Annotated in this window: 20 protein-coding genes; 14 read left to right on the forward strand and 6 right to left on the reverse strand. The window is 72.9% G+C overall.

The window, feature by feature from the left end:
* From QL983_RS04395 to QL983_RS04420, 6 genes are all read left to right on the forward strand, one after another.
* Window positions 1-2,085 (forward strand): WYL domain-containing protein (locus tag QL983_RS04395; RefSeq protein WP_290151441.1); only part of this gene is annotated, 2,085 nt, incomplete at its 5' end.
* Window positions 2,086-2,122: 37 nt separating this feature from the next.
* Window positions 2,123-2,380 carry a twin-arginine translocase TatA/TatE family subunit gene (locus QL983_RS04400; protein ID WP_002855080.1) on the forward strand — a complete coding sequence of 86 codons (258 nt, stop codon included), beginning with the start codon at window positions 2,123-2,125 and terminating at the stop codon, window positions 2,378-2,380.
* Between the two features lie 20 nt (window positions 2,381-2,400).
* Entirely contained in the window at window positions 2,401-3,258 is an 858-nt protein-coding gene (gene tatC / locus QL983_RS04405) for a twin-arginine translocase subunit TatC (protein WP_036337035.1), read from the forward strand.
* A gap of 74 nt (window positions 3,259-3,332) precedes the next feature.
* Window positions 3,333-6,323, forward strand: a complete 2,991-nt coding sequence (locus QL983_RS04410) for a DEAD/DEAH box helicase (RefSeq protein ID WP_290151445.1) — start codon at window positions 3,333-3,335, stop codon at window positions 6,321-6,323.
* A gap of 19 nt (window positions 6,324-6,342) precedes the next feature.
* The gene (locus tag QL983_RS04415) at window positions 6,343-7,437 is read left to right on the forward strand and encodes a hypothetical protein (protein WP_036384777.1); all 1,095 of its coding nucleotides are present in this window, start codon (window positions 6,343-6,345) and stop codon (window positions 7,435-7,437) included.
* 90 nt (window positions 7,438-7,527) lie between these two features.
* Entirely contained in the window at window positions 7,528-8,259 is a 732-nt protein-coding gene (locus tag QL983_RS04420) for a polyprenol monophosphomannose synthase (RefSeq protein WP_036315073.1), read from the forward strand.
* Between the two features lie 76 nt (window positions 8,260-8,335).
* On the opposite strand, the gene QL983_RS04425 is transcribed toward QL983_RS04420, so the two are convergent.
* The 3 genes from QL983_RS04425 to QL983_RS04435 all read right to left on the reverse strand — a co-directional run bounded on the left by QL983_RS04425 (window position 8,336) and on the right by QL983_RS04435 (window position 10,499).
* The gene (locus QL983_RS04425) at window positions 8,336-8,683 is read right to left on the reverse strand and encodes an RNA polymerase-binding protein RbpA (RefSeq protein WP_012750883.1); all 348 of its coding nucleotides are present in this window, start codon (window positions 8,681-8,683) and stop codon (window positions 8,336-8,338) included.
* Window positions 8,684-8,770: 87 nt separating this feature from the next.
* Window positions 8,771-9,961 (reverse strand): SPFH domain-containing protein, encoded by a 1,191-nt coding sequence (locus QL983_RS04430; RefSeq protein WP_036315078.1) that lies wholly within the window; start codon window positions 9,959-9,961, stop codon window positions 8,771-8,773.
* Between the two features lie 61 nt (window positions 9,962-10,022).
* Window positions 10,023-10,499, reverse strand: a complete 477-nt coding sequence (locus QL983_RS04435; RefSeq protein ID WP_122054340.1) for an NfeD family protein — start codon at window positions 10,497-10,499, stop codon at window positions 10,023-10,025.
* A 149-nt stretch (window positions 10,500-10,648) separates the two neighbouring features.
* On the opposite strand from QL983_RS04435, the gene QL983_RS04440 reads away from it, so the two are divergent.
* Window positions 10,649-12,754, forward strand: a complete 2,106-nt coding sequence (locus QL983_RS04440) for an NADPH-dependent 2,4-dienoyl-CoA reductase (protein ID WP_119217273.1) — start codon at window positions 10,649-10,651, stop codon at window positions 12,752-12,754.
* Window positions 12,755-12,813: 59 nt separating this feature from the next.
* The gene (locus QL983_RS04445) at window positions 12,814-13,362 is read left to right on the forward strand and encodes a hypothetical protein (RefSeq protein WP_073116899.1); all 549 of its coding nucleotides are present in this window, start codon (window positions 12,814-12,816) and stop codon (window positions 13,360-13,362) included.
* 16 nt (window positions 13,363-13,378) lie between these two features.
* Here the strand turns inward: QL983_RS04445 and QL983_RS04450 are convergent, their stop codons facing one another.
* A complete protein-coding gene (locus QL983_RS04450) occupies window positions 13,379-13,624 on the reverse strand; it encodes a superinfection immunity protein (protein WP_020624801.1) in 246 nt (81 codons plus the stop codon).
* 192 nt (window positions 13,625-13,816) lie between these two features.
* Window positions 13,817-14,467: a hypothetical protein gene (locus QL983_RS04455; protein ID WP_087114303.1), complete on the reverse strand. Its 651-nt coding sequence runs from the start codon at window positions 14,465-14,467 to the stop codon at window positions 13,817-13,819.
* Between the two features lie 109 nt (window positions 14,468-14,576).
* Between QL983_RS04455 and QL983_RS04460 the strand changes: the two genes are divergently transcribed.
* Window positions 14,577-14,993 carry a DUF3054 domain-containing protein gene (locus QL983_RS04460; protein ID WP_129866945.1) on the forward strand — a complete coding sequence of 139 codons (417 nt, stop codon included), beginning with the start codon at window positions 14,577-14,579 and terminating at the stop codon, window positions 14,991-14,993.
* A gap of 68 nt (window positions 14,994-15,061) precedes the next feature.
* Window positions 15,062-15,343, forward strand: a complete 282-nt coding sequence (locus QL983_RS04465; RefSeq protein WP_002854527.1) for an Lrp/AsnC ligand binding domain-containing protein — start codon at window positions 15,062-15,064, stop codon at window positions 15,341-15,343.
* Between the two features lie 54 nt (window positions 15,344-15,397).
* On the opposite strand, the gene trpD is transcribed toward QL983_RS04465, so the two are convergent.
* Window positions 15,398-16,456, reverse strand: coding sequence for an anthranilate phosphoribosyltransferase (gene trpD / locus QL983_RS04470; RefSeq protein ID WP_087114304.1), 1,059 nt, complete (start codon window positions 16,454-16,456; stop codon window positions 15,398-15,400).
* Between the two features lie 250 nt (window positions 16,457-16,706).
* Between trpD and QL983_RS04475 the strand changes: the two genes are divergently transcribed.
* From QL983_RS04475 to QL983_RS04490, 4 genes are all read left to right on the forward strand, one after another.
* Window positions 16,707-17,285: a cytochrome c oxidase subunit 3 gene (locus QL983_RS04475; RefSeq protein ID WP_020625607.1), complete on the forward strand. Its 579-nt coding sequence runs from the start codon at window positions 16,707-16,709 to the stop codon at window positions 17,283-17,285.
* Between the two features lie 85 nt (window positions 17,286-17,370).
* The gene (locus tag QL983_RS04480) at window positions 17,371-18,177 is read left to right on the forward strand and encodes a cytochrome c (RefSeq protein ID WP_036315101.1); all 807 of its coding nucleotides are present in this window, start codon (window positions 17,371-17,373) and stop codon (window positions 18,175-18,177) included.
* Between the two features lie 69 nt (window positions 18,178-18,246).
* Window positions 18,247-19,323, forward strand: a complete 1,077-nt coding sequence (locus QL983_RS04485; protein WP_290151461.1) for a Rieske 2Fe-2S domain-containing protein — start codon at window positions 18,247-18,249, stop codon at window positions 19,321-19,323.
* A gap of 5 nt (window positions 19,324-19,328) precedes the next feature.
* Window positions 19,329-21,023, forward strand: coding sequence for a cytochrome bc complex cytochrome b subunit (locus tag QL983_RS04490; RefSeq protein WP_069941591.1), 1,695 nt, complete (start codon window positions 19,329-19,331; stop codon window positions 21,021-21,023).
* The last annotated feature ends 497 nt before the right edge of the window (window positions 21,024-21,520 follow it).

Below are 21,520 nucleotides of genomic sequence, written 5' to 3' on the forward strand. Positions count from 1 at the left end.
CCGCGGCGCGCCGGCGACGCGGCCGCCGAGCGCATCATCTCGCTGCTGTGGCTGCTGCTCTCGGCGCCGCACGGCCTCGAGCGTGACCGGATCCGACGGCAGGTCGTCGGCTACGAGGGGCTCACGGACGCCGCCTTCGAGAAGCTCTTCCAGCGGGACCGCCGCGTGCTGCGCGCCGTGGGGGTCCCGCTGGAGACGCTCGAGCCCGCCGGCTTCGACGAGGGCGAGGCGGGGGTGCGGCACCGCGTCGTCCGCGATGCGCTGCTGCTGCGCGACCTCGACCTGACCGTGGACGAGCGCCGCGCCCTCGTGCGGGCGCGGCGCCTGTGGGGCGACTCGCCGCTGCGCGCCGACGTCGTCCGCGCCGTGGGCCTGCTGTTCCAGCCGGCCACCGACCTCACGGGCGATGACGAGCTGGCCGGGTACCACACCCTCATGCCCCGGGCCGACCCCCGGCTCGAGGCCCTCACCCAGGCCGTGGCCGACGAGGCCGTGCTGCGCTTCCCCTACCGCGACGCGCGGGGGCGGGCCACCCGGCGCACCGTGCGGGCCTGGTTCCTCACCCTCGTGCGCGGTCGCTGGTATCTCACCGGCTGGGACCTCGACCGCGCCGCCGAGCGCAGCTTCCGGCTCACCCGGATGGAGGGGGAGCCGCGCCGCCTCGAGCGGGCGACGGACGCCCCCGGCCGTCCCGAGGACCACGACCATGCCGACCTCGTGGCGCGCCTGGCCGGACAGGCCGACGCCGAGCGGGTCCGCGTGTGGCTCGCGCCCGGTCGGGGCCAGGGCGTCCGCGCGGTCGGTGAGCCCGCCGAGCCCCGCGTCGAGGACGGTGCCGCACCGGGACCCGACTGGGAACTCTGGGAGGCCCCGGCCGGTCCTCGCGAGGACGGCCTCGCCGCGGAGATCGGCGGCCTGCTGGGCTGCGCCGTGCCCTCGGCCGCGCACCCGGACCTGACCGACCGCGTCCGCGCGGGCCTGGCCGCCGCGGCGGAGTCCCACGCCGGCCCCGCCGACCCGGCCCTGCTCGAGGTGGCGCTCGCCGCGCCCGTCCGGCGCCGCGCCCGCGACTCGAGCGAGGACCTCGTGGGCCGCCTGCTGGACATCGTGGGGCTGGCCAACCGGGCGGGTGGGGTGGACCGGGCGGAGCTGCGCGCCCGCCTCGGCATCACCGACGAGCGCCTCGACGCCGACCTCGAGACGCTGCGCTACTGCGGCATGCCCGAGCGCGACTTCCCCGGCTTCCAGTTCGAGGTGGCGGAGGTCGGCGGCCGCGTCCACGTGGAGCGCGCCGCAGACCTGGCCGGTCCCGTGCGGCTGACGCGCCCCGAGGCGCACAGCCTCGTCGCCGCCCTGCAGACGGTCGCGGACCTGCCGGTGTTGGACGAGGCCGACCGCGAGGCCGCCCGCTCCGCCCAGCGCCGGATCCGCGCCGCCGTCCTGGACGCGGGGGCCCCGGACGCGGACGATGCGGACGACGCCGCCCTCCGGGAGGCCGAGGCGCACACCGCCGGCGAGCCCCCGGTCGCCGTCGCCGCCCACTGGGACGTGGCCGTGGACCCCGCGACGGTGCGCACCCTGCTGGCCGCCGTGGCGGAGCGGGCCGTCGTGCACCTGACCTACCGCTCCGTGCATGCCGACGCCCTCACCGAGCGGGACGTGGAGCCGCTGGCCCTGGTACAGGACGGGGCGCGTCTCTACCTGCAGGCGTGGTGCCGTCGCGCCGAGGACCACCGGGTGTTCCGGGTGGACCGGATCAGCGCGCCCGCACCCACGGGGGAGACGTTCGCCGCCCGGGCAAGGCCCGCGCGCTGGCGGGTCCATCCCGACGACGCCGCGGGGGTGCCCGTGCTGCTGCGCTGGGCCCATCCCGTCCGCGACGCGGCCGCGGGCTACCGCCCGGACGCCCAGGCCGATCTGCCCGACGGCGACCGGCTCACCCGGGTGCATCTGACCGACGCCGGCGTGGCCGCCGCGCTGGTCGGACGCCACGGCGGAGCCGTCCAGGTGCTGGCCCCCGCCGACCTCCGGGCGTCCGTGGCGGACGCGCTGGGCGATGCCCTCGTGGCCCTGCCGGCGCGGTAGCCTGGACCCCGGAACCCCATCGAAAGGACCCTTCATCATGGCTGGACTCCAGGGCTGGCAGCTCGTCATCATCATCCTGCTCGCGATCCTGCTCTTCGCGGCGCCGAAGCTGCCCGCGATGGCCCGCAACCTCGGCCAGTCGATGCGCATCTTCTCCTCCGAGGTGAAGCAGATGCGCACCGAGGGCAAGGGCACCACGGACGAGCGCTCCGGCGCCGGCTCCACCGCCGCGGACGAGCCGGTCGAGGGCCGCGTCGTCGAGCGTGACGAGACCGACCCGCGCGACCCGCGCTGAGCCGGAAGGACCCCCACCCGATGACCGAGGTCGACGAGGTCGCCCGCCGCACCCGGCGCCGCCGGAAGCGGCGGGACAACCCCACCGGCGAGATGCCGCTGCGCGAGCACCTCACGGAGCTGCGCAACCGACTGCTGAAGTCGGGACTCGCCGTCGCGGTCGGCATGGTGGTCGGCTTCCTCGTCTACCAGCCGGTCATGGCGGAGCTGTTCCGCCCGGTCAAGGAGATCGCCAGCCAGGGGCACACGGCGGCCGTCGCCTATGACACGGTGGCCTCGCCGTTCGACCTCATGCTCAAGGTCAGCATGTTCATCGGGCTCATCCTGTCCAGCCCGGTCTGGCTCTACCAGATCTGGGCGTTCATCGTGCCGGGTCTGAAGAAGGCCGAGAAGAAGTACGCCCTGGGCTTCATCGCCGCGGCCGTGCCCCTGTTCATCTTCGGCATCGCGCTGGGGTGGCTCGTGATGCCGCAGGCCGTCCAGTTCTTCGTGGGCTTCACTCCCGAGGGCGGCGCGAATCTCCCGACGGCGTCGGTGTACATCAGCTTCGTCACGCGTCTCTACCTCGCGTTCGGCGTGGCCATGGTGCTGCCGGTGCTGCTGGTGGGACTGAACATGCTCGGCATCCTGCCGGGCCGCACGATCGTCCACCACTGGCGCATCACCGTCTTCGTGATCATGCTGATCGCCGCGATCGCCGCCCCCGGTGCGGACGCCATCTCCATGTTCTACATGGCGATCCCGCTCGTCGTCCTCTTCGGCGTGGCCATCGTCCTGTGTCTGTGGGGCGACCGGCGTCGCGACCGTCGGCAGGGCCAGCGCGAGATGGACGTCGAGGCGGAGCTCGCCGCAGGCCCGAAGCCGCTCGATCAGATCTGAGCGTCGTACGCCGCGGCCCTCCCGCCCGGACGCACGAGCACGACGGCGTCCGGACCCGCCAGTAGGGTGGGGCCATGGCCCACCATCCCGCGTCCGCGACCCCGCACGACGAGCCCGAGCTGAGCCCGGCGGAGCGCTACGCCCGTGCCCGGGCGGCCCGGCACCATGCCGGCTCCGAGCTCGGCCGGTTCGCCGCACGCGTGGGCTTCCCCCTCGACGACTTCCAGCGCCGCGCGTGCGCCGAGGTCGAGGACGGCCACGGCGTCCTCGTCGCGGCGCCCACCGGTGCCGGCAAGACGGTGGTCGGCGAGTTCGCCGTCCACCTGGCCCTGGCCCGCGGCACGAAGGCGTTCTACACCACCCCCATCAAGGCCCTCAGCAACCAGAAGCACGCGGACCTCGCCCGCGTGCACGGCGCGGAGAACGTCGGCCTGCTCACGGGGGACACCTCCGTCAATCCGGACGCGCCCGTCGTCGTGATGACCACCGAGGTGCTGCGCAACATGCTGTACGCGCAGTCGGACACCCTCATCGACCTCGGCTTCGTCGTCATGGACGAGGTCCACTACCTCGCCGACCGGTTCCGGGGACCGGTGTGGGAGGAGGTCATCATCCACCTGCCCGAGCACGTGCAGCTGATCTCCCTGTCCGCCACGGTGTCCAACGCCGAGGAGTTCGGCGCCTGGCTCGACACGGTCCGGGGCGCCACCACCGTGATCGTCTCGGAACACCGGCCGGTGCCGCTGTGGCAGCACATCATGGCCGGGGGCCGGCTCTACGACCTGTTCGCCGAGGACATCGCCTTCGAGGACGCCGCGGACCGGGACGGGGAGGCCCTGCTCAACCCCGAGCTCAAGCGCCTGGGGGAGGAGGCCGAGCGCCGGTTCCAGCGCGCCGACTGGGGGCGCCCCGGGCGGCAGCAGCACCGCGACGGGCGCGGGGGCGGCACGAAGGGGCGGGCCAGGGGCGGCCGGCACACGGGTCGCGACGGCGGCCGGGGCCGGACCGGCTCGTCCGCACTGGACCGGGAGCGGCCGGTCTCCGGTCGGCCGGGCGGTCACGACGGCGGCCCGCGGCGCGGACCGCGGCTGTCCACGTCGCGTCCGGAGATGATCCGGGTCCTCGACCGCGACGGGCTGCTGCCATGCATCACCTTCATCTTCTCCCGGACCGGCTGCGACGCCGCCGTGGAGCAGTGCCTGCGGGCCGGGCTCGACCTCACCACGGCGCGGGAGAAGGCGCTCGTGGCCGAGCGGGTCGAGGAGGCGGCGCGCCTGCTGCCCGTCGAGGACCTGGAGATCCTCGGGTTCTGGGCGTGGCGGGACGGCCTGTCCCGGGGCTTCGCGGCCCACCACGCCGGCATGCTGCCCCCGTTCAAGGAGGCCGTCGAGGACCTGTTCACCGCCGGCGCGCTCAAGGCCGTGTTCGCCACGGAGACCCTCGCCCTCGGCATCAACATGCCGGCCCGCTCCGTGGTGATCGAGAAGCTGGTCAAGTTCAACGGCGAGAACCACGTCGACATCACGCCGGGGGAGTACACCCAGCTGACGGGCCGGGCGGGCCGCCGCGGCATCGACGTCGAGGGCCACGCCGTGGTGATGTGGCGTCCCGGGCTGGACCCGGCCGCCGTCGCGGGCCTGGCCTCGCGCCGCACCTACCCGCTGCGCTCCTCGTTCCGGCCCACCTACAACATGTCCGCGAACCTGCTGGCGCAGGTCGGCGCGGAGCGGGCGCGGGGCATCCTCGAGTCCTCGTTCGCCCAGTTCCAGGCGGACCGCTCCGTGGTGGGGCTGGCCCGCGAAGTCCGCTCGAAGCAGGCCAGCCTTGAGAAGTACGAGGAGGCCATGCAGTGTCACCTCGGCGACTTCGCCGAATACCTCACCCTGCGCAAGGAGCTCGCGGCCGCGGAGAAGTCCGGCTCGCAGGGGCGCCGTCGGGCCCACCTGGCCGCCGTGAAGGACTCGCTCGCGAACCTCGCGGTCGGGGACGTCGTCGAACTCGACGCCGGCCGCGCGCTCGGGCGGGCCGTCGTCGTGTTCCCCGCCGGCAACCCCCAGAACCCGCGCGTCGGCGTCGTCACGGACAAGGCGCAGCTGCGCCGCATCACGGTGGACGACGTCGCCGGGCCGGTCGAGCCGGTGGCGGGCGCCGCCCTGCCCCAGGTGGTGCAGGTGAAGACGCCCACGCAGCGCAAGGACGTCGCCGCGCTCATGCGCGAGGCCGTGCGCACGGGCCGCCCGCCCGCCGGAGGCCGCCGCACGGCGGGCTTCCGCCTCCGGGAGGACCCGGCCGCACCCCGGGTCGAGGAGCTGCGCCGGGCGCTGCGCCGCCACCCGTGCCACGGCTGCCAGGACCGCGAGGAGCACGCCCGCTGGGGCGACCGCTGGTGGGCCATGCGGCGGGAGGTCTCCGTCCTGCGGGAACGCATCGCGGGCCGCACCAACACCATCGCCCGCACGTTCGACCGCGTGGTCGCTCTGCTGCGCGCCTACGGCTACGTCCAGGAGGACGCGTCCTCGCCCCGTGCGGCGCTCACGGAGCGCGGCGAGGCCCTGCGCCGGATCTACGGCGAGCGGGACCTGTTCACCTCCCTGGTGCTGCAGGATCCGGCCACGGACGGCCTGACGCCGGAGGAGTGGGCCGCCGTCGCCGCGCTGCTCGTGTACCAGGGCAAGGGGGAGACCGAGCCCGGACTGGTCCCGATGCCGACCCCCCGGCTCGCACGCGTCGCGGAGGCCGCCGAGCGCATCGAGGAGCGCCTGCGCACGGACGAGGCCCAGGCACGGCTCGAGCCCACGCCCCGGACGGACCCCGGCCTGGTGGCGCCCATGCATCGCTGGGTGCGGGGGGCCACCCTGCGCCGCACCCTCGAGGGCGCGGACCTCGCCGCGGGCGACTTCGTCCGCTGGGCGCGGCAGGTCATCGACGTGCTGGACCAGCTGGCCAACGTCCCCGGGGACGCCCGTCGCAGCCGTGCCTGCCGCCGGGCCGCGGACCTCGTCTCCCGCGGCGTCGTGGCCACCTCGCTGCCGGCGGCCTCGGCGCCCCGCGCGGACGAGGACTGACACGGGCTAGGGTGGGCGGGTGAGCGCACACCTGTTGACCCACGGCATCATCCACTCGACGACGGACCCGTACGCACAGGCGCTGCTGGTCCGGGACGGGGTGATCGCCTGGCTCGGCGCGGACGACTCCGCGGACCGCGTGGCCGATCCGGGTGACGAACGGCGGGACCTCGACGGCGCCGTCGTCGTGCCCGTGTTCGTCGAGCCGCTGGCCCGGCCCGCGGACGCGCGTGACGCGCTGAGCCGCGGCACCGCCGTCGTGACGGTCCTGGCCGGGCCCGAGGACACGGGCGCCGCGCCCGCCGACGAGGACGTCCAGACGGTCGTCTACCGGCACGCGGACCGCGTGGACGCCGAGGCGGCCGGGGTGTGGCTGCCCGTCGGGACCGACACCGACCCCGCCACGCTCACCGGTCTCCTGACGGCCTCGACCCAGGCGGGGGAGCAGGCCTACCTCGTCCCCGACGGCGGTGCGGACGCCGGGCCCGCCGCCCAGGACGTGGCCCTGACCGCCCTGCGCTCGGTCGCGGAGGAACTCGGCACCGCCGCCCTGGGCCGCGTGCGCCATCGGCTCGTGGTCACCCACTCGGTCACCGCCGAGGACCGCGCCTTCCTGGCCGCCGCCGGGGTCAGCGCCACCGTCGTCCCCGACGCGGACGGCGTGCTGCACGCCCCCGTGGCGAGCCTGCTGGCCGACGCCGTCTCCGTGTGCCTGGGCGCCGGCCCGGCCGGGGACCCGTGGGCCGCCGTCCGGTCGGCGCTGTCCCACCCCGACCCGGACGAGCGCATCTCCGCCCGCTCCGCCTTCGCCGCCGCGACCCGCACCCCGCTGCGCGCGCTGCCCGACGCTCCGGCGGCCGGCCTGTCCGTCGCCCCGCGCCTGAGCGTGTCGGCCCCGGCCGTGTTCGGCGTCTGGGACGCGGACGCGGTGGCTGTGCAGTCGCCGGACGGCCGGGTGGCGGCGTGGAGCACGGACACCCGAGCCGGCACCCCGCTGCTGCCGGCCCTCGACGCCGAGACCGCCCTGCCCCGCTGGCGGGCCACCTGGGTGGACGGCCGGATCGCCGCGGAGGACGTGGCCCGCGACGCGCGCGATGGCGCGACGCCGGCCTGAGACCTCCGCTTCCTATACTCGAACGGATGCGATGGCCCGTCCGACCGGCGGGCCGCCCCCACGACCCCGGCCGGAAGGCGAGAACCGCACATGCGCGTGCTGACCATCATCCCCACGTACAACGAGATCGAGTCGCTGCCGCTGACCCTCGGCCGACTCCGTGACGCCGTCCCGGAGTCCGACGTTCTCGTGGTGGACGACGCCTCCCCGGACGGCACCGGCGACTGGGCCGACGCCCGCGCCGCCGAGGACCCCTCCGTGCACGTGCTGCACCGCACCACCAAGGACGGCCTGGGCGGCGCCTACATCGCCGGGTTCCGCTGGGGCCTGGAGCGCGGCTACGACGTCCTGGTCGAGATGGACGCGGACGGCTCGCACCAGCCCGAGCAGCTGCCGCGCCTGCTGGAGGCCGTCCGCACCGCGGACCTGGTGATCGGCTCGCGCCGCGTGCCGGGCGGCAAGATGGTGAACTGGCCGACCTCCCGCAAGATGATCTCGTGGGCCGGGTCCCTGTACCCGCGGATCATGCTCGGCCTCAACCTGACGGACATCACGGCGGGCTACCGCGCCTACCGGGCCGACACGCTCCGTGCGATCGACCTGGACGCGATCGAGTCCAAGGGCTACGGGTTCCAGGTGGACATGACCTTCCGCACGGCCCGGCTCGGCAAGCGGATCGTCGAGGTCCCGATCACGTTCGTGGAGCGTGAGCTCGGCGAGTCCAAGATGAGCGGCGGCATCATCGGCGAGGCCGTGGTCAACGTGACCCGGTGGGGCCTGGCCGCGCGCTGGGAGGGCCTGCGCGCCCGCCTCGGCCTCTGAGGCGCACAGCCCCCGAACGACGACGGGGCCGGATCCATGGCGGATCCGGCCCCGTCGTGCGTGGGGGAGCGGCGGGTCAGGCGTCGACGTCCTCGCCGCGGCTGGCGCGCAGCTTGTTGAGCTGGATCTTGTAGGTCTCCTCCAGCTCCTCGAGGCTGCGGCGCTCGCGCAGCATGTCCCAGTGGGTGCGCACGGGCTTGCCCTCGGTCTCAGCCGGCTTCTCGCCGCTGACGAGGAACGCCTCCTTGCCGGTCTTCGAGGTCCAGGTGGCCGGCACGTCCGCCTCCACGGAGAAGGTCACGAACACCTGCTCGCCGTCCTCCGTGCGGTACTCCACCCGCTGCCGGGCGGCGGGCTCGACGCCGGCCTCGGACTCCAGGGACTGCGCGCCCAGGCGCATGCCCCGCAGGCTGCGATCGCTCACGTTTCCTCCTCGTCAGGCCGCGCCGAGGCCCGCGCGGGGGCGCGGGCCGATCGAGGCGCGGCGGGTCGTCCTCACTGATGGAACCATTCAGTGTCCCACAGCATTCCCGTCGGCCTCGCCGGCCGGGCGGGTGCCGGGGGTGCGGCCGGCCGACGGGTCGGGCTCAATCTCCTGCGGCGTGGCCAGGGCCTCGTCGAGCGAGGTCTGCGGCATGTCCTCCGCCGTCACCGCGCCGGCGGTCATCGCGTCCATGACGCCGCTGGCGCGCAGGGCGTCCGCGGTGGTGGGGCGGGACCCACGCGGCCGACGCGCGCGCTCCGGGGTGACGCCGACGTGCTCGGCGCCCGGCTCGCCCGCGCGGTCCCCGGAGTCCCGACGCCGGGGTGCGCGCTCCGGGGTGGGGCGGTCGCCGTCGCCGGGGGCGAACGCCTCACCGAGGCCCTGCAGGGCGCGGGTGAGCTCGGCGGGGACCACGAACATGGTGGTGGCCTGGCCGTCGGCGATCTTGGGCAGGGACTGCAGGTACTGGTAGGCCAGGACCTCGGAGTCGGCGCCGCCGGAGTGGATGGCGTCGAAGACCACCTCGATCGCCTCGGCCTCGGCGTTGGCGCGCAGCACGCGTGCCTGAGCCTCGCCCTCGGCGGAGAGGATCTGGGACTGGCGCTCGCCCTCGGCCGTGAGGATGGCGGCCTGCTTCGTGCCCTCGGCGGTGAGGATGGCGGCGCGGCGGTCGCGCTCGGCGCGCATCTGCTTCTCCATCGAGTCCTGGATGGACATGGGCGGGTCGATGGCCTTGAGCTCCACCCGCGAGACCCGCAGGCCCCAGCGCGTGGTGGCGTCGTCCAGCACGCCGCGCAGCTGGGAGTTGATGGAGTCGCGAGAGGTCAGCGCCTCCTCGAGGTTCATGCCGCCCACGACGTTGCGCAGGGTGGTGGTGGTGAGCTGCTCCACCGCGTGGATGTAGTTGGCGATCTCATAGGTCGCGGCCTTGGCGTCCGTGACCTGGAAGTAGACGACCGTGTCGATGGAGACGACGAGGTTGTCCTCGGTGATCACCGGCTGGGGCGGGAAGGAGACGACCTGCTCGCGCATGTCCACCATCGGGAGCATGCGGTCCACGAACGGGATGATCAGGGTCAGCCCGGCGCCGGCCGTGCGGTTGTACTTGCCGAGGCGTTCGATGTTGGCCGTCCGCGCCTGCGGGATGATCTTGACCGAGGAGGCCACGATCACCGCCGCGAGGACGGCGAGGACGACGAGGACGATGAGGGTTTCCATCGGGGTCCCTTCTTCTGGGGTCGGTGCGGTCGGTGCGGTCGGAACGAGGACGTGGGGCGGCTCAGGCGCCGTCCGCCTGCCAGTCGATGCGGGGGAGCGGGCGGACCACCAGGGTGGCCCCGTCGATGCGCAGGACGGTCACCTCGTCGCCGGGGGCGACGTCGGGCGCCCCGGGCTCGACGCGGGCGGACCAGGTGTCGCCGTCGACGGCGAGCGTGCCGGCGTCGCCGGTGATCGCGCCCTGGGCCGCGACGCGACGCCCCGGGAGCGTGTCCAGGTAGGAGGCGCCGGCGCCGGTGTCCTTGCGCAGGTGGCGCAGGGCGACGGGGCGCACGGCGGCGAGCATCAGCAGGGCGACGGCGGCGAACGCCGCGAGCTGGAGCGCCAGCGGGCCGCCCACGAGCGCGACCACCCCCGCCGCGCCGGCCCCGGCGGCGATCATCAGGAAGACGAGGTCGAGGGTCAGCAGCTCGACGCCGGCCAGGCCGGCGGCCAGCACCAGCCACAGCCAGCCCGCGTTCGCCTCGATCCACTCCATGCGTGCGCTCCCCTCCGTGTCGGGTGCGCGGACGGGTCTGCCGCGCGTCGACGTGTGATCCCCATCCTGCCCTACGCAGTGGCGTTGGACACAGCGTGTCCCCAGGCGGTCCTGGAAGTCGGGAGCTACCGCCCGGTAATGTGAGCTGCATGACATCTTCACCCGTCGCGGTCTCGCCCCTGCTCCAGCCGATCACCCTGGGCCCCCTCACGCTGCCCAACCGGGTGGTCATGGCCTCGATGCACATGGGACTGGAGGATCGGCACGACGACCTGCCGCAGCTGGCGGCGTTCTACGCGGAGCGGGCACGCGGCGGCGTCGGACTCATCGTCACCGGCGGCCTGGGCGTCGTCCCCGAGGGCACGGTGACGCTGGGCGGGGGGATGCTCGCCAGCGAGGAGGACGCGCGCGCCCATCGCGTCGTCACGGACGCCGTCCACGCCGCCGGGGGCAGGATCCTCGCCCAGCTGCTGCACGCGGGACGCTACGCCCCCAGCCCCGACCTGGTCTCGGCCTCCGCGGTGCGAGCGCCGATCTCGCGGCACACGCCCCGGGAGATGACGGCCGCGGACATCGAGCGGACCGTGAACGCGTTCGCACGCGCGGCCACGTTGGCCCTGGAGGCCGGATACGACGGCGTGGAGATCATGGCCTCGGAGGGCTACCTCCTCAACCAGTTCCTCGCCCCGGCGACGAACCGACGCGCGGACGAGTACGGGGGCGACGCCGAGCGCCGACGCCGGTTCCCGGCGGCGGTGGTCGCGGCCGTGCGCGAGGCGCTGGGGGAGCGCGGCGTGCTCTCGGTGCGCACCTCGGCGGCGGACCTGGTCCCCGACGGGCAGACGCGCGCGGAGATCGCGGACACCGCCCGGGCCTTCGAGGCCGCCGGAGCGGACGTCCTGATGACCGGCATCGGGTGGCACGAGTCCCGCGTGCCGACCATCGTGACCTCCGTGCCGCGCGCCGCGTTCCTCGCCGCCTCGGCTGACCTGACCGCCGCCGTCGACATCCCCGTGATCGCCTCCAACCGGCTCACCACCCCCGCCGAGGCGGAGGAGGCGCTGACGTCCGGGGCCGCCGCGCTCGTCGGGCTGGCCCGGCCCCTGCTGGCGGACCCCGAGTGGATGGCCGCGATCAGCGACCCGCGCGCTCGGACCCTGACCCCGTGCATCGCCTGCAACCAGGCCTGCCTCGACCACGTGTTCACCGGGGCCAAGGTCTCGTGCCTGATGAACCCCCGCGCCGGGCGGGAGACGGAGCCGGAGTACGCCGCGCCCGTCCCGGTGGCCCTCGCCCGCCGTCGCCGGATCGCCGTGGTCGGTGCCGGGCCGGCGGGCCTGACGGCCGCGGAGCGTGCGGCCCGGTTCGGGCACGAGGTCACCCTGTTCGACCGGCACGCCGAGCCCGGCGGCCAGTTCCGGCTCGCCCGACGCATCCCCGGCAAGGAGGAGTTCGGTCCCGCGCTGGAGCACCTGGCGGCCCGCGCGGCGGCGTCCGGCGTGACGCTCGTGACCGGGGAGGAGGTGTCCGCACAGACACTCCTCACGGACGATGGGCGGCCAGGCTACGACGAGGTGCTCCTCACCACCGGCGTGCGGCCCCGGCCCGTCGCTCTGCCCGGGGCGGGGGAGCCGGGTGCGCCCGCCGTCCATGCGTACGACGACGTGGTCCTGGGCCACGTCGACGTCGGTCCGCGCGTCGCGGTGATCGGCGCCGGCGGCGTGGGCGTGGATGTCGCCGAGGCCCTGGCGGCCGGCACCGAACGGCCGGACGGGACGCCCGAGACGCAGGAGCACTGGCGGGCCCGCTGGGGCGTGGCCCTGACCGCGGAGACGCCGGGCCAGCTGGCGAAGCCGGCCGCGGCCCACCCCGGACGCGAGGTCCACCTGCTCCAGCGCAGCCCCGGACCGATCGGCGTCCGACTGCGCCCCACCACCGGCTGGGTGCACCGCGCCGAGCTGCGGCGGCACGGGGTCCACCTGCACTCCGGTGTGACCTACGAGGGCCTCGGCCCCGACGGCCTGCGCGTGACCGCGCCGTCCCCGGAGGACCCCGAGACACGCGTGCCGCTGACCCTGGATGTGACGGACGTCGTCGTGTGCGCCGGGCAGGAGTCCGAGACGGATCTCGTCGAGGACCTGGTGGCTGCGGGCTACGCGCCGGAGGCGGTGCGCCTGATCGGTGGCGCGGCCGAAGCCCGCGAGCTCGACGCCTACCGGGCCATGGACCACGCCGTGCGAGCCGTGCAGGGCTGAGCCGCGCCGCCGGCCGGCGGGCCCTCCCGGGCGGACGACGTCAGGGCTACGGTCGGGGCATGGCTCTCATCTACACCGCACGCCTGGACCCGGACAAGCCCGAATGGATCCGCCGCCGCCTCGTGGCGCACGGACTGCCCGAGGACGTGACCGCCGAGAAGGTCGGCTCGTACCGGCTCGACGATCCCGCCGGCGAGATCGGCGTCGAGTCGATGGTCGTGCGCGTGGGCGACCGGCTCTACCAGACCCCGTTCGCCTACCGAGGCGACGCACCCGCCGAGGGAGACGTCGTGGCCGAGGTGGAGCACTCCGTCCTGGGACACCGCTGGGTCGTGGACGCCGCCACCGACCCGGACGCGCGCCGTATCCTCGCAGCCGCCGTGCGCGGCGAGATCCCGCAGGCCCGGCTCGAGATGCACGACGAGTCCGGGACCTACCTCGAGACGCGCGCCCCGGATCTCACCCTCCGCGTGATCGGCGCCGATGCGACGGGGGAGCTCGAGGTGCCGGTCGAGCTGTCCGAGACGGACGAGGCGGACGTCGACGGCCCGCGATGCCTGGTCGCCGAGGGAGACGGTGTGCGGGCCGTCGTCGCGCGCCTGTCCTGAGGGGCGGTCCGCGCGGTCAGAGGCCGCGCGGACCCCAGGGCCGCAGCCGGCGATGGCTGGTGAGTGACATGTACAGCGCGATGCACCAGCCGAGGACGGTCCACCCCGTGAGCAGGTTCACCCAGAACACCGCCCACACGTTGGAACGGCCGCGGACGGCGGCAATGGCCCACGGAGCCAGGTAGCCCGCCGTGGCGATGGCCAGGACGACGGCGATCGTCGCGTGCAGGGGGCGGTCGCGCTGGTCGGTCATGATCGTCATGGGTCCAGGCTACGCGCGAGACCCGCCGCGGAGGGCGCCCTGTCCACCGTTCCGCAGTGCGCCGATAATGTACATTATGTCAACTAGCCCGTTCTTCGCCTCCCCTTCGGAGGCCGCCTGCACGGCACGCGCCACATCGGGACCTGGCCCAGGAGGTCGCGCCGGCTGACGCCGGCGCCGCGTGCCGGGGATTCACTCCCCCGGGTCTGTGGACAGCCGGTCCAGCAACGGCAGGACGGCCGCCACCGCCGTCCGGCTCTCGTGCCAGAGCCCGTGTCGCAACCGGGAATGGACGGCCTGCTGACTGATCCCGAGCTCGGCCGCCGCCTCTCGCTGACTGGCGCCGGCTTCGACCAGCCGTCCCGCCGCGTGCTGATCAGCGGACCGGCGCCGTTCCACCGTGGCGACCAGCTGCAGGGTGGCCTCCGCACAGCGTAGATCGGCCTCTCGGCCGGCATCCGAGGCGCGGTCCGCGCGACCTCCGCCCGGCAGCACGAGTCGGCCCGGTGCCCGCCGGGCCCGCCGCCGCTCGGCTGTTGTCAGGTACGACAATAATGAGTCCTTGTCGAGGGCATCCTCGGGATCCAACAGCACCGCCCAGGACCCGGTCCGCACAGCCCACAACGCCAGGCCCACCGCAGCCGCCATGCTTTCGACGACGACGGCCAGCTCGCCGTCGTGCGACGCCGCATCGGCGACCGGGCCGGATTCGTCGAGAAGCCACGCCGCCGCGATCACAGCCGCGTCCGGGTGAGGATCATCGAGCAGCACCGCTGCCAGACGTCGGGCGTCGTCGGCCGTGGCAGCGGTCGGTCGGATGGGCACCAGATGCACGAACACCATACAGAGAGCCTACCTCTGACAACATTGGCATCTTGTCATAGGCCCCGTCCACCGAGTCACCTGTGGCTGGACGCGCCGCCTCGACCTTGCGGTGGGCCAGACTGGATGCATGACGTCCTCCCCCACCGCCCGTCGTGCCGTGCCCGCCGAGCACCGTGACCCGCGCGGCGCCCAGCCGGCACTTGCCGTCGACCTCCTCCTCACCCTCCTCTTCGTGGCTCTGGGCCAGGGGCAGCACGCGACAGAGCGCGGGCCGCTGGGGCTGCTGGTCACGGCGGCGCCGTTCCTGGCGGGCCTCCTCCTCATGACCGGGCTGACCGCCGGACACCGGACCTGGGCCCGCGTGTGGCCCCACGGCGTGATCGTGTGGCTGGGGACCGTCGCCGTCGGGATGGTCCTACGCGTGGCCTTCGGCCTCGGTGGCGCACCCGTGTCCTTCGTGCTCGTGGCGCTCGGGGTGCTGGGCGTCCTGCTCCTGGGCCGCCGGGCCGTGACCGCCTGGCTGGTGCGCCGCACCCGGAGGTGAGGGCCCGGCGCGCAGCTAGGATCATCCCGGACACCGGACCCACAGCATCGAGGAAATGAGGACCGCCCGTGGTCACCGCCATCGTCTTGATCAAGACCGACAAATCCAGCATCCCGGAGACCGCCGAGACCCTCGCCGCGCTCGAGGGGGTCGGGTCGGTCTACTCCGTGACCGGCGCGTGGGACCTGGTGGCGATGGTCAAGGTGCGCCGCTACGAGGACCTCGCCGACGTGATCGCCGACCACCTCTCCAAGGTCGACGGGATCCAGGACACCGAGACCATGCTGGCCTTCCGGACCTACTCGTCCGAGGACCTCGGCGAGGGATGGGCGCTCGGCTTCGACTCCTGAGCGTCCTCCCCACGACGGGCCCCACCTCGCTGGCGAGGGCCCGTCGTCGCACCATCAGGACCGGGAGAAGGCGACCCAGCGGTCCAGGACGTCACGCGCGGCGCCGGAGTCGATCGACTCGGCGGCCCGCGCCACGTTGGCCGCCAGCCGCTCCATCAGCGGCGCGTCCGCGTCACGGTCCCAGGCCGTCAGGCCCGCGGCCGCGTTGAGGAGGACGGCGTCGCGGATCGGACCCTTCTCCCCCGCCAGCAGAGCGCGGACGAGGGTCGCATTGTAGGCACCGTCCCGCCCGGCCAGGGCCTGAACGGGGGCCAGGTCGATGCCCAGCTCCCGGGGATCGAGCTCGTGGGTGCGCACACCGTCCCGGACCTCCATGACGGTCGACGGCCCCGACGTCGTGATCTTGTCCCGGCCGTCCGCCCCGCGGAAGACGAAGCCGCGCACCCCCCGGTCCGCGAGCACCTGCGCGAGCAGCGGGACCATGGCCTCACTCGAGCAGCCCAGGGCCTGGGCGGTGACCTGGGCCGGATTGCTCAGGGGGCCGAGGAAGTTGAACACGGTGGGCACGCCGAGCTGCTTGCGCACCGGGGCCACATACTTCATGGACGGGTGGTAGTTCTGGGCGAACAGGAACGTGATGCCCACGGCCTCGGCGCACTCCTCGGCCTTCCGGGTCGGCATGGACAAGTCCACGCCGAGGGCCTCGATCACGTCGGCCGCGCCGGCGGTGGACGAGGCGCCGCGGTTCCCGTGCTTGACGATCCGCGCGCCCGCACCGGCGGCCACGAGCGAGGACATCGTGGAGAGGTTCACGGTGCCCAGGCGGTCGCCACCCGTGCCCACGACGTCGAGGGTCTCCCCCGGCACGTGCACCGGGTTCGCCGCCTGGACCATCGCCTCGGTCAGGCCGCGCAGCTCCGGCACCGTCACCCCCTTGGCGGCCAGGGCGAGGAGGAATCCGCCCACCTGCCCCTCGGTGGCATCGCCGGCCATCATCTCCCCCATGGCCCACGCGGCGACGTCGTCGCTGAGGTCCTCACCGACGGTGAGGGCGCGGAAGACCTCCGGCCAGGAGGTCCCAAGGACTGCTGCGGTGTTCTCGGGGGTGCTCACGCACTGAGCCTAGCGGCCCGGCCGCACCCGGCACCGCGTCGTGTCATGCGCCGCCCGCCGTGAACCTGGACATCCCCTGGACGCCAGCCCCCGACTGACACTGAAACCCCCCGACGGTGCTGACGACCTGTCCTGCGACACGGTAGGTTCGATTTACCGCCCGGGCGGTGTTTGGGGCCATAATGGCTGGGTGACCACAGCTAACCCCACTCTCCATCAGCCCACCACGGGGCTCCCGAGCCGGCCGAACATGGTGCAGGTCGGGACCATGGTGTGGCTTGCCAGCGAGCTCATGTTCTTCGGTGGGCTCTTCGCCATGTACTTCACCCTTCGCTCCACGTCTCCGGAGCTCTGGGCCGAGCACACCGCGATCCTCAACGTCCCGCTCGCCGCGGTGAACACGACGATCCTGGTGCTCTCCTCCGTCACCGCCCAGTTCGGCGTCCTCGCCGCCGAGCGCCTTCAGCCCCGCCGCACCGGCGGCTTCCTGCAGTTCGGGAAGTGGGGCATGGTCGAGTGGTTCATCCTGACCTTCATCATGGGCTCGATCTTCGTGGCGGTGCAGTCCTACGAGTACGCGGTCCTCGTCTCCGAGGGTGTGACCGTCGCGGCGAACGCGTACGGCTCGGCGTTCTACATCACCACCGGCTTCCACGCCATCCACGTGACCGGCGGCCTGATCGCGTTCCTCTTCATCATCGGCCGCGCCTACATGGCCCGCCGCTTCGGCCACCACGAGGCGACGTCGGCGATCGTCGTGTCCTACTACTGGCACTTCGTGGACGTCGTCTGGATCGCCCTGTTCTTCATCGTCTACTTCCTGAAGTAAGACGACCCCCACTCACCGCACCGACTTCAGGCCCGGGCCGGCAGCACGAGCGGCCCGCCCGGGAAGAGAACGATAGGAAACCCCCGTGAAGGCACTTTCGCAGAACCGACGCCATCCCCTGATGGGGCTGGCGCTCCTCCTGCTGGGACTCCTGGTGACCGGCGGACTGTACTCCGTCGCGAGCACCGTGAACCAGGCGCAGGCGGCCACGCAGGTCACCGCGGCCGCCTCGGCTGATGACATCTCCGAGGGCGAGAAGCTCTTCAACGCGAACTGCGCCTCGTGCCACGGCACGGGTGCCGCGGGGGGTCCCTCCGGTCCGTCCCTGATCGGTGTCGGCGCCGCCTCCGTCGACTTCCAGGTGGGCACCGGCCGCATGCCGATGCAGATGAACGGCCCGCAGGCCCAGGTCAAGCCGAACCAGTTCAACGACGAGCAGACGGCGCAGCTCGCCGCCTACGTCGCCTCGCTGGGCGCCGGCCCCGCCGTCCCCGAGGACGAGTACCTGGATGTGAACCACGAGGACGTGGACATCACCCGCGGCGGCGACCTGTTCCGCATCAACTGCGCCATGTGCCACAACGCGGCTGCGGCCGGCGGTGCGCTCACCCGCGGCAAGTACGCCCCGTCTCTGCAGGGCGTGGAGGAGAAGCACATCTACGAGGCCATGGAGACCGGCCCGCAGAACATGCCGGTGTTCTCCGACTCGAACATCAAGCCCGAGGACAAGCGCGACATCATCGCCTACCTGAAGACCATCGAGAACCAGGGCTCCCCCGGCGGCCTCGCCCTCGGCTCGCTCGGCCCCGTCTCCGAGGGCCTGTTCATCTGGACCGCTGGCCTGGCGCTGATCATCGGCTTCATGGTCTGGCTCACCAGCCGGTCCTCCTGATCCCGTCGGCGCAGGCGCGCCGACCACCCGTCATCGACATTCATCACTCGAGTAAAGGAAACAGGACATATGGGCGAGAAAGGCTTTGAAGGGACCGAGCATCGCTCGGGTTCCCTCGAGCACGCCGGCGAGGACGCGCCCCGGTACGCGATCGACAACCCGGGCCTGCCTCCGCACCGTCCGCGTCTGGCCGATGAGGATCCGAAGGCTGCGAAGCGCGCCGAGCGTCAGGTCTCGGTCATGTTCCTCATCTCCATCGTGGGCACGGTGCTCTTCTTCATCGGCTACTTCGGTGTGGGGCAGATCGGCAACGGTGAGGCGTTCAGCAAGATCTACCTGCAGAACCTGCTGCTCGGCCTGGGCACCGCCCTCGCCATGTTCGGCATCGGCATCGGCGTGGTGCACTGGGCCAAGACCCTGATGCCCGACCACGAGACCGTGGAGGACCGTCACGAGATCCGCTCGGAGGCCGACCGCGTGGCCGCCACCGGGATGATCTCCGAGATCCTGGACGAGTCGCAGATCAAGCGCCGCCCCCTGCTGCGCAACACCCTGATCGGCGCCGCCCTGCTGGCCCCCCTGCCGTTCATCGCCGTGTTCCGCGATCTGGACGACTCGGACAATTTCTCGGACCAGGAGGCTCACAACTTCGGCCCTGAGCGTCTGCGCCACACCATGTGGGCCGAGGGCGTGCGCCTCGTGCGCGACCCCACCGGCTCCCCCATCAAGGCCTCGGACGTCACGCTCGGCTCGGCCGTGCACGTCATCCCCGACGGCCTGAACGATCTGGGCCCCGACAAGCTCAACCAGAAGGCCAAGGCCGTCGTCCTGCTCATGCGCCTGGACCCCGCCAAGGTGAGGATCACCCCGGGTCGCGAGGACTGGAACGTGGACGGCATCTTCGCCTACTCCAAGGTCTGCACGCACGTGGGCTGCCCGATCGCCCTGTACGAGCAGCACACCCACCACCTGCTCTGCCCCTGCCACCAGTCGACCTTCGACCTGACGCAGGAGTGCAAGGTCATCTTCGGCCCGGCCAGCCACGCGCTGCCGCAGCTGCCGATCACCGTGGACGACGAGGGCTACCTCGTGGCCCAGAGCGATTTCCATGAGCCCGTCGGGCCTGTCTACTGGGAGCGTGGCTGACACCTATGAGCACCACCGTGAATGAGTTCCAGCCGGCGACCACGACCGGCCGCATCGCCAACTTCGTCGACACCCGCATGGGCATGTCGCCGATCGTGAAGTTCTTCGGCCGCAAGATCTTCCCGGACCACTGGACGTTCATGTTCGGCGAGGTCGCCCTGTACAGCTTCGTCATCCTGCTGCTGTCCGGCGCGTTCCTCACCCTCTTCTTCGACCCCTCCATGTCGGAGGTCGTCTACGACGGGGCCTACGCCCCGCTGCGCGGCATCGAGATGTCCGCGGCCTACGCCTCGACCCTGGACATCTCGTTCGACGTGCGCGGCGGCCTGTTCATGCGCCAGCTGCACCACTGGGCGGCGCTGATGTTCGTGGCGGCCATGTCCGTCCACATGCTGCGCGTGTTCTTCACCGGCGCGTTCCGTCGCCCGCGTGAGCTGAACTGGCTGGTCGGCTGCTTCCTGCTGATGGCCGGCTGGGCCGCCGGCTTCACCGGCTACTCCCTGCCCGACGAGGTGCTCTCCGGCAACGGCCTGCGCATCATCGACGGCATCCTGAAGTCGCTGCCGCTGGTGGGCACGTACCTCTCCGCCTTCTTCTTCGGCGGCGAGTTCCCCGGCCACTCGGTCATCGGCCGCCTGTACGCCCTGCACATCATGATCGTGCCGGCCGCCATCCTGCTGCTGATCGGCATCCACCTGTTCATGGTCGTCGTGCACAAGCACACCCAGTACCCGGGCCCGGGCCGCACCGAGGACAACGTGGTCGGCTACCCGGTGGGCCCCGTGTACGCGGCCAAGGCCGGCGGCTTCTTCTTCATCGTGTTCGGTGTGCTCGCGCTCATCGCCTCCACGGTGACGATCAACGCCAACTGGAACTACGGCCCGTACGATCCGTCCCCGGTGCAGGCCGGCACCCAGCCCGACTGGTACATCGGCGTGTTCGACGGCGCCCTGCGCCTCATGCCGGGCATGATCGGCGACTACTCCTTCCTCTGGAACATCCCGATGCCGTGGGGCTCCTCGGTGTCCCTGCCCATGGGCGTGCTCGTGCCGCTGATCCCGGTCGGCGTCCTGCTCGTCGGCATGTGCACCTGGCCCTGGATCGAGCGGTGGATCACCAAGGACAACACTGAGCACCACCTGCTCGACCGTCCGCGCAACGCCCCGGCCCGCACGGGCATCGGCGTGGCCGCCGTCGTCTGGTACTGCGTCATGTGGGCGGCCGCGTCCTCGGACCTCATCGCCACCCACTTCCGCCTCTCCCTGAACGACGTGCTGTACGTGCTGCGCGCGCTGTTCTTCCTCGGCCCGGTGATCGCCTTCATCGTCACCCGCCGCATCTGCCTCTCCCTGCAGCGCAAGGACCGTGAGCTCGTGCTCCACGGCCACGAGGCCGGTGTCATCGAGATGTCCCCCGAGGGCGGCTTCCACGAGCGGCACCGTCAGCTCACCGACTACGAGCTGTACCGCCTGGTGTCCTTCGAGGATCGTCGCCCGGTGCCGGCCATCCCCGGCCGCAACGGCAAGGTGGGCATGCTGGAGAAGGCCCGTGCCGGCCTGAACCGCATGTTCTACCAGGATCGCGTCGCCCCGGTCTCCCGCGAGGAGCTGGTGGAGGCCCGCACCCACGGCCAGCACGGCCACGAGGAGCACCCCGTCGAGCTCGAGCACGGCTCGCACGCCCCTCACCTGGATCGCTGATCCCGAGCGGCTGATTCCCTGACGAAGGGCCCCACGCACCATGGTGCGTGGGGCCCTTCGACGTTCCCAGGGTGACCTCGAGGACGCGCTGCCCTGAGCAGCCCCGACGCCGCGGCGCGCATCGGCCCGCATGGACGGCGAAGGGTTCAGGCCCGCCGGTCCCGGGCCACCCCCGTGGGCCTGCCCAGCGTTTCCCGCCAGCCTGGGACGTGCCCGGCCCCTGCTGACGGCCACGTGCCCGGTTCCGGACTCCCAGGTGCCGCGGGCCCGTGCCCGACGGTGTGTCCTGGCGGCGGGGGCTGTCCCGGCAGGGTGGCCATCCGCCACCCCTGGGCCCCGAGATGGACGACGGCCCGGATGCAGGCCACGGCGTCACGGTCAACATGGTGGGCACCGGTGCAGAGCCAAGCCGTACTCCGCTGTCAAGGGCCATTGAGTTCTGCCCATAGGCGGCCAGTGTTTCTTCCCGCTGGTGGCCATCAGAACTGCCCACTGGT

This window comes from Micrococcus sp. APC 4021, assembly GCF_030407635.1.
GTDB classification, from domain to species: Bacteria; Actinomycetota; Actinomycetes; order Actinomycetales; family Micrococcaceae; genus Micrococcus; species Micrococcus luteus.

Coding starts and splice junctions, on each gene's coding strand:
- QL983_RS04400 (WP_002855080.1), top strand. CDS start 2,123: ATGGCTGGACTCCAGGGCTGGCAGCTCGTCATCATCATCCTGCTCGCG.
- tatC (WP_036337035.1), top strand. CDS start 2,401: ATGACCGAGGTCGACGAGGTCGCCCGCCGCACCCGGCGCCGCCGGAAG.
- QL983_RS04410 (WP_290151445.1), top strand. CDS start 3,333: ATGGCCCACCATCCCGCGTCCGCGACCCCGCACGACGAGCCCGAGCTG.
- QL983_RS04420 (WP_036315073.1), top strand. CDS start 7,528: ATGCGCGTGCTGACCATCATCCCCACGTACAACGAGATCGAGTCGCTG.
- QL983_RS04430 (WP_036315078.1), bottom strand. CDS start 9,961: ATGGAAACCCTCATCGTCCTCGTCGTCCTCGCCGTCCTCGCGGCGGTG.
- QL983_RS04435 (WP_122054340.1), bottom strand. CDS start 10,499: ATGGAGTGGATCGAGGCGAACGCGGGCTGGCTGTGGCTGGTGCTGGCC.
- QL983_RS04440 (WP_119217273.1), top strand. CDS start 10,649: ATGACATCTTCACCCGTCGCGGTCTCGCCCCTGCTCCAGCCGATCACC.
- QL983_RS04445 (WP_073116899.1), top strand. CDS start 12,814: ATGGCTCTCATCTACACCGCACGCCTGGACCCGGACAAGCCCGAATGG.
- QL983_RS04450 (WP_020624801.1), bottom strand. CDS start 13,624: ATGACGATCATGACCGACCAGCGCGACCGCCCCCTGCACGCGACGATC.
- QL983_RS04455 (WP_087114303.1), bottom strand. CDS start 14,467: ATGGTGTTCGTGCATCTGGTGCCCATCCGACCGACCGCTGCCACGGCC.
- QL983_RS04460 (WP_129866945.1), top strand. CDS start 14,577: ATGACGTCCTCCCCCACCGCCCGTCGTGCCGTGCCCGCCGAGCACCGT.
- QL983_RS04475 (WP_020625607.1), top strand. CDS start 16,707: ATGGTGCAGGTCGGGACCATGGTGTGGCTTGCCAGCGAGCTCATGTTC.
- QL983_RS04485 (WP_290151461.1), top strand. CDS start 18,247: ATGGGCGAGAAAGGCTTTGAAGGGACCGAGCATCGCTCGGGTTCCCTC.
- QL983_RS04490 (WP_069941591.1), top strand. CDS start 19,329: ATGAGCACCACCGTGAATGAGTTCCAGCCGGCGACCACGACCGGCCGC.